This is a genomic window from Streptomyces sp. NPDC031100, from assembly GCF_055570785.1.
Genome location: NZ_JBVIGN010000005.1, coordinates 466,797 through 473,036 on the forward strand (window position 1 = coordinate 466,797; position 6,240 = coordinate 473,036).

The 6,240-nt window shown below is 71.9% G+C and carries 7 protein-coding genes; 2 read left to right on the plus strand and 5 right to left on the minus strand.

All coding sequences use genetic code 11. The features are described from left to right. Positions 1-205 precede the first annotated feature (205 nt). Together ACZ5DS_RS17990 and ACZ5DS_RS17995 are read left to right on the plus strand one after the other, a co-directional pair. Entirely contained in the window at positions 206-649 is a 444-nt protein-coding gene (locus tag ACZ5DS_RS17990; RefSeq protein ID WP_468239210.1) for a Rieske (2Fe-2S) protein, read from the plus strand. 22 nt (positions 650-671) lie between these two features. After that, the gene (locus tag ACZ5DS_RS17995; RefSeq protein ID WP_468239213.1) at positions 672-1,415 is read left to right on the plus strand and encodes a nucleotidyltransferase domain-containing protein; all 744 of its coding nucleotides are present in this window, start codon (positions 672-674) and stop codon (positions 1,413-1,415) included. Here ACZ5DS_RS17995 and ACZ5DS_RS18000 read toward each other — a convergent pair. The 5 genes from ACZ5DS_RS18000 to ACZ5DS_RS18020 all read right to left on the minus strand — a co-directional run bounded on the left by ACZ5DS_RS18000 (position 1,341) and on the right by ACZ5DS_RS18020 (position 6,107). Next, the gene (locus ACZ5DS_RS18000; protein ID WP_468239216.1) at positions 1,341-2,090 is read right to left on the minus strand and encodes a nucleotidyltransferase domain-containing protein; all 750 of its coding nucleotides are present in this window, start codon (positions 2,088-2,090) and stop codon (positions 1,341-1,343) included. The two genes, ACZ5DS_RS17995 and ACZ5DS_RS18000, sit on opposite strands and share 75 nt — an antisense overlap. A gap of 4 nt (positions 2,091-2,094) precedes the next feature. After that, positions 2,095-3,117, minus strand: coding sequence for an ADP-ribosylglycohydrolase family protein (locus ACZ5DS_RS18005; RefSeq protein WP_468239219.1), 1,023 nt, complete (start codon positions 3,115-3,117; stop codon positions 2,095-2,097). A 137-nt stretch (positions 3,118-3,254) separates the two neighbouring features. Further along, on the minus strand, positions 3,255-4,325 hold the full coding sequence (locus tag ACZ5DS_RS18010; RefSeq protein ID WP_468239221.1) for a pseudouridine synthase: 1,071 nt from the start codon (positions 4,323-4,325) through the stop codon (positions 3,255-3,257). Positions 4,326-4,338: 13 nt separating this feature from the next. Continuing rightward, positions 4,339-4,989, minus strand: a complete 651-nt coding sequence (gene scpB / locus ACZ5DS_RS18015; RefSeq protein ID WP_468239224.1) for an SMC-Scp complex subunit ScpB — start codon at positions 4,987-4,989, stop codon at positions 4,339-4,341. After that, a complete protein-coding gene (locus ACZ5DS_RS18020) occupies positions 4,986-6,107 on the minus strand; it encodes a segregation and condensation protein A (RefSeq protein WP_468239227.1) in 1,122 nt (373 codons plus the stop codon). The genes scpB and ACZ5DS_RS18020 overlap by 4 nt, the downstream gene beginning before the upstream one ends. Positions 6,108-6,240: the final 133 nt, after the last annotated feature.

A 6,240-nucleotide genomic window follows, 5' to 3' on the forward strand; every position in this document is an offset into this window, starting at 1 on the left:
GCTCCTCGCTGACATGCGTATCGGCTCTTGGTCGTCCAGCGTAGTCAGACCGCGCCGGCCGGGCGCGCGGCGCCCGCCCGCTGAGACGGGGGCCGGACCGGTGACGGCCGCTCTGCGCCCTCTCGGCTTCCTTCGACTTTGATCACGTCGATGGGAAAATGCGGCGAATTACGGCTTTCTTCCTGTCGATGTTCGGAGTGACGACATGACCCACAGCACGACCCGGCGCACGGTTCTCACCACGGGCGCGGCGGCGCTCGCCGCCGGATGCGGCGGCAAGAGCACCGAGAGCTCCGCCCCGTCCGAGAGTTCCTCGCCGTCCGAGGGCGCCTCGGCGTCGGACGGCTCCTCGTCGCCCGTCAGTCCGGCGCTGGCGATGACCGGCGACATCCCGGTGGGCGGCGGCAAGATCTTCACGCGGCAGAAGATCGTGGTCACCCAGCCGAAGAAGGGCGACTTCAAGGCCTTCTCGGCGATCTGCACGCACCAGGGGTGCACGGTGAACCGGGTGGCGGACGGCACCATCGACTGCCCCTGTCACGGCAGCAAGTACCGCATCGCCGACGGCTCGGTGGTGCACGGCCCGGCGACCAAGGCGCTGCCCGCCGAGACGATCAAGGTGGAGGGAAATTCGATCCGCCTGGCGTGAGCGGCCCGCGTAGGCTCCCGGCATGCAGCCCGAGGAACTGGTGCGCGAGCACACGATCTACGCCTGTGTCATGGGGTCGCGGGCCTTCGGGCTGGCCACGGAGACCAGCGACACCGACCGCAGGGGCGTCTTCCTCGCCCCCACTCCCCTGTTCTGGCGGTTCAAGAAGCCGCCGACGCATGTGGAGGGGCCGGGCGAGGAGCAGTTCTCCTGGGAGCTGGAGCGGTTCTGCGAGCTGGCGCTGCGCGGCAACCCGAACATCCTGGAGTGCCTGCACTCCCCGCTGGTGGAGCGGGTGGACGACACCGGGCGTGAGCTGCTGTCCCTGCGCAGCGCCTTCCTCTCCCGGCAGGTCTACGACACCTTCACCGGCTATGCCCTGGGTCAGCGCCGCAAGCTGGACGCCGACGTCCGTACGACGGGCGCCCCGCGCTGGAAGCACGCGATGCACCTGCTGCGCCTGCTGATGAGCGCCCGCGACCTGCTGCGCACCGGAGAGCTGCGGATCGACGTCGGCGACCAGCGGGAGCCGCTGCTGGCGGTGAAGCGGGGCGAGGTGCCCTGGGCGGAGGCCGAGGCGCGGATGGTCCGTCTGTCGGCCGAGACCGAGGCGGCCCTGCGCCGCACCCCGCTGCCGCCGGAACCGGACCACGCGCGCGTGGCCGACTTCCTGCACCGGGTCCGGCGTGCCTCAGCCTGCCGGCCGGACGCGGACCACGAAGTCGTGCAGGGCGTCGTGGGCGCTGGGCGCGTCGGGCAGGACTGAGGCGGCCTGCGCCTCGTCGAGCACGGCGTGCAGCCGCTCCAGGTCGGCCTCCACGCGCGCGTGCTCGATGTCGGTGGTGCCGTGCTCCTGCTCCGCCTTGGCGGCTATCAGCTCGGGCAGATAGCCGGGCGCGTCCACCTGCTCCAGGAGCGTGGGCAGATGGGCCTGCACCTCGCCGCTGCGCATCAGGTGAATGCCGGTGAGCAGCACCCGGAAGGTGTAGAGCAGCGGCTTGAGTTCGCCGGTCTTCTCGAACAGCCGCCACTGGGTGACCGCGAACCCGCGGTAGTGGTGGGCGTGGTGGCTGGTGAGGACGCCCGGCACGAGCGCGATCAGCTCGCGGTGCTCGTCGGTCGTGTGCGCGACCAGGGGCGAGAGCAGCTGCTCCAGTACGTAGCCGTTGCGCCGGAGCATCATGCGGACGAACTTGCGCACGTCGTGGGTGACGAGGTCCATCTCGACGCCGTACCGCACCCAGGCCTTCGACCGCGTCTCCTCCGGCTCGTGCAGCCCGACCAGGTCGGCGACGGGCAGCAGGTGGGCGCCGCGCAGGTCCAGGTCGGAGTCCTGGGACGGGAAGCCGTACAGGTGGGCTCCGGAGACGGTCGCGAACAGCAGTGGGTCGGGCTGCTCGGCGATCACCGGCGTCAGGTTCATGTCGAGGTCGTCGATCATGGGCCTAAGCGTCCCAGAGCGCTCCCAGCGCCAACAGGTCTCCCCCGTACTCGATCCGGTCGGCCCACTCGGTCGGCCAGGCGTCCGCGCCCAGCCAGGCGCCCGCGAAGGCACCGGTGAGGCAGGCGATCGAGTCGGAGTCGCCCGAGGAGCAGGCGGCCCGGCGCAGGGCGGTGACGGGCTCGTCGGGGAAGAGCAGGAAACACAGCAGCCCGGTGGCGAAGGCCTCTTCGGCGATCCAGCCCGCTCCGGTGGCCAGGCACGGGTCGGTCTCCGGGGAGACGGTGCGCACGGCCTCCTGCAGACGGCCGAGGATCTCCAGGCACTCGTCCCAGCCACGTGCGATGAAGTGCTCGGGGCTGGGGTCCTGGGAGCGGGTCCACAGATCGCCGAGCCAGGTGTGGTCGTAGCGGCTGCGGTGGTCGTGGGCGTACGAGCGCAGCTGTCCGACGAGTCCGGCCGGATCGGTGCCGCGGGCGAGCAGGTGGACGGCGCGGGCGGTCAGGTCGGAGGCGGCCAGTGCGGTGGGGTGTCCGTGGGTGAGCGCGGACTGCAACTGGGCGGCGCCGGCGCGCTGTTCATCGCTCAGGCCGGGGGTGAGCCCGACGGGGGCGACGCGCATGTTCGCGCCGCAGCCTTTGGAGCCGATCTGGCTGGCCTCCTGCCAGGGCCGGCCCTCCTCCTTCAGCAGACCGCACGCGGTCAGGCAGGTGCGGCCGGGGGCGCGGTTGTTCTCCGGCGACTCGTACCAGTTCACGAACTCCTCGCGCAGCGGCCGCTCCAGGCGCCCCGGCGCCAGCACCCCTCGGTCCATGGCCGTGCGGAGCCCGCGCCCGAGGGCGAGGGTCATCTGCGTGTCGTCGGAGACGAAGGCGTGCGCCGGCAGCTCCATCTCCCGCCAGGGCCCGCACTTGGCGAGGATCGAGGGCACGTCGTTGAACTCGGTCGGGAAGCCGAGGGCGTCCCCGAGGGCGAGTCCGATCAGGGATCCGGTGGCGGCGCGCTTGCTGGGCCGGAACGTGGTCATGCGGGGCGTCCTTCCCAGGGACGGGTCCGACGAACCCCGGCGTCCCTCAGCGCCTCCTGGAGCCCCGTTCGGGCAGACGACGGCGGCCGATCCCGGGAAACCCGGGACCGGCCGTCAGAAAGCCGTGCAGGCGCCTCCTAGAGGTCGACCTCCTTCATGAGCATCCCGACCTCGGTGTTGGACAGGCGGCGCAGCCAGCCCGACTTCTGGTCGCCCAGGGTGATCGGGCCGAAGGAGGTGCGCACCAGCTTCTCGACCGGGAAGCCGGCCTCGGCGAGCATGCGGCGCACGATGTGCTTGCGGCCCTCGTGCAGGGTCACCTCGACCAGGTAGTTCTTGCCAGTCTGCTCGACGACGCGGAAGTGGTCCGCGCGCGCGTAGCCGTCCTCCAGCTGGATGCCGTCCTTCAGGCGCTTGCCGAGGTCGCGCGGGATCGGGCCCACGATGGCGGCGAGGTACGTCTTCTTCACGCCGTACTTCGGGTGGGTCAGCCGGTGCGCCAGCTCGCCGTGGTTGGTGAGCAGGATGACACCCTCGGTCTCGGTGTCGAGCCGGCCGACGTGGAACAGCCGGGTCTCGCGGTTGGTGACGTAGTCACCGAGGCACTGCCGCCCCTCCGGGTCCTCCATGGTGGAGACGACACCGGCGGGCTTGTTCAGCGAGAAGAACTGGTACGACTGCGTCGCGACCGTCAGGCCGTCGACCTTGACCTCGTCCTTCTCCGGGTCGACCCGGCGGCCCTGCTCGAGGACGATCTCGCCGTTGATCTCGACGCGGGCCTGCTCGATCAGCTCCTCGCAGGCGCGCCGGGAGCCGTAGCCCGCGCGCGCGAGAACCTTCTGCAGCCGCTCGCCCTCCTGCTCGGCGCCGGGGAAGGTCTTGGGGAGCTTGACGTCCTTCTTGCCCGCGTACCGCTCCCGGTTGCGCTCCTCGACCCGGGCCTCGTACTCACGCGAGCGCGCAGGGGCCGTACGGCCGCGCCCGCCGCTCTGCTGGGACTGCTTGGGGCCGCCCTTGGCACCGCCGCGGGCCGCGCCGCCCCGGCCGGACTTGGGGCCGTCCTTGGTCGCGCCGGGGCCCACGTCGTAGCGGCGCTCCTCGGGGCGGGGCTTGCGGGGACGGCCCTGCCCCTGCCGCTCGTCCCTGTTGTTGCCGGCACCGCGGTAGTTACCGCGCCCGCCGCTCTTTCCGCTGCCGCTGCTTCGCATCAAGGTTTCCGTCTTAGTCGTCTGCGTCCTGACCGCCGGGCGCGTCGGGCGCGTCCGGGTCGAACGACGGGACTCCCTCCTGGGTCTCGGCCTCGATCGCCTCCGCCTCCGGGAGGAAGGGCGCGAGTTCCGGAAGCTCGTCCAGGCCGCGCAGGCCCATCCGCTCCAGGAAGTAGTTCGTCGTCCCGTACAGGATCGCACCTGTTTCGGGTTCCGTGCCCGCCTCCTCGACCAGACCGCGCTGCAGGAGGGTGCGCATCACGCCGTCGCAGTTGACCCCGCGGACGACGGAGACGCGGCTGCGGCTGACCGGCTGGCGGTAGGCGACGACGGCCAGGGTCTCCAGTGCCGCCTGGGTGAGGCGGGCCGTCTGGCCGTCCAGCACCAGCCGCTCGACGGCGGGCGCGTACTCGGCTCGGCTGTAGAAGCGCCAGCCGCCCGCGACGAACCGCAGCTCGAAGCCGCGGCCCTGCACGGTGTAGTCGTCGGCCAGCTCCCGCAGCGCATTCCCGATCTGCCGCTTGGGCCGCTCCAGGATCTTCGCCAGGTGTTCCTCGGTCGCGGGCTCGTCCACGACCATGAGGACCGCCTCGAGGGCGGGCTTGAGGTCGAGACCGGCGACGGTGCGCAGACCGGCCGGGACGTCGGTGATCTCCTCGCTCACGCCTTCTTCTCCTCCTTGGGCTCCTCGGGCGGTCGGTCGAACTCGTCCGTGACCATCGGTGTCTCGTCCCCGTCCCCGCCGGTCCAGCGCACGATCAGGTCCCCGAGGGCGGTCTCCTGGTCCAGGGCGACGGCCTTCTCCCGGTACAGCTCCAGCAGCGCGAGGAACCGGGCCACGACCGTGAGGGTGTCGTCGGTGTCCGCCACCAGCGCCCGGAAGCTCGCCTCGCCCAGCTCCTTCAGCCGCGCCACCACGATCCCCGCCTGCTCCTGCACGCTGACCAGCGGGGCGTGGATGTGGTCGACGTACACCTGCGGCTTGGGCCTGGGCTGCATCGCCTTGACGGCGAGCCTGGCGAAGCCCTCGGGGCCGATGCTGATGACGACCTCGGGCAGCAGCTCGGCGTGCGCGGGTTCCAGGCCGACGGTACGGGGGTAGCGGCGGGCCTCCTCGTCCAGGCGCCGGTTGAAGATGTCGGCGATCTGCTTGTAGGCGCGGTACTGCAGCAGGCGCGCGAAGAGCAGGTCACGGGCCTCCAGCAGCGCGAGGTCGGCCTCGTCCTCGACCTCGGCGGCGGGCAGCAGCCGGGCCGCCTTGAGGTCCAGCAGGGTGGCCGCGACGACGAGGAACTCGGTCGTCTCGTCCAGGTCCCAGTCCGGCCCCATGGCCCGGATGTGCGCCATGAACTCGTCGGTGACCTTGGAGAGGGCGACCTCGGTGACATCCAGCTTGTGCTTGGAGATGAGCTGGAGGAGCAGATCGAAGGGACCCTCGAAGTTCGCGAGGCGAACCTTGAAGACACCGTCGGAGGGAGACTCGTCGGGATCTGCTGATTCGGCCGACGCTGCCGGCTCCGCACCGGGGGCGAGAGTGACGGGCGGCAGCCCGGACTCACGCGAAGAATCCGGCCCCGACCCGGCCGCCCGCTCGGACGCGCTCCGCCGCCCTGCCTCCGGCCGCGGCTCGGACGACGACTCGGACCCGCCCCCGGCCCACGACCCCGGCGCTTGTCCGACCTCGGACCCCGGCCCGGACGACGACTCGGACCAACCCCCGGCCCACGACCCCGGCTCTCGCCCGCCCTCCGGCCCCGACCCGGTCGGCCGCTCAGGCGCCATCCACCGACCCGCCTCCAGCACGGCCTCCGGCCGCGGCCCGGACGACGACTCGGACCCGCCCCCGGCCCACGACCCCGGCGCTTGTCCGACCTCGGACCCCGGCCCGGACGACGACTCGGACCAACCCCCGGCC

Excerpts from the sequence above, each read along its gene's own strand:
- ACZ5DS_RS18020 (WP_468239227.1), bottom strand. The coding sequence starts at position 6,107 with ATGGCGCCTGAGCGGCCGACCGGGTCGGGGCCGGAGGGCGGGCGAGAG.
- ACZ5DS_RS17990 (WP_468239210.1), top strand. The coding sequence starts at position 206 with ATGACCCACAGCACGACCCGGCGCACGGTTCTCACCACGGGCGCGGCG.
- ACZ5DS_RS18010 (WP_468239221.1), bottom strand. The coding sequence starts at position 4,325 with ATGCGAAGCAGCGGCAGCGGAAAGAGCGGCGGGCGCGGTAACTACCGC.
- ACZ5DS_RS17995 (WP_468239213.1), top strand. The coding sequence starts at position 672 with ATGCAGCCCGAGGAACTGGTGCGCGAGCACACGATCTACGCCTGTGTC.
- ACZ5DS_RS18005 (WP_468239219.1), bottom strand. The coding sequence starts at position 3,117 with ATGACCACGTTCCGGCCCAGCAAGCGCGCCGCCACCGGATCCCTGATC.
- ACZ5DS_RS18000 (WP_468239216.1), bottom strand. The coding sequence starts at position 2,090 with ATGATCGACGACCTCGACATGAACCTGACGCCGGTGATCGCCGAGCAG.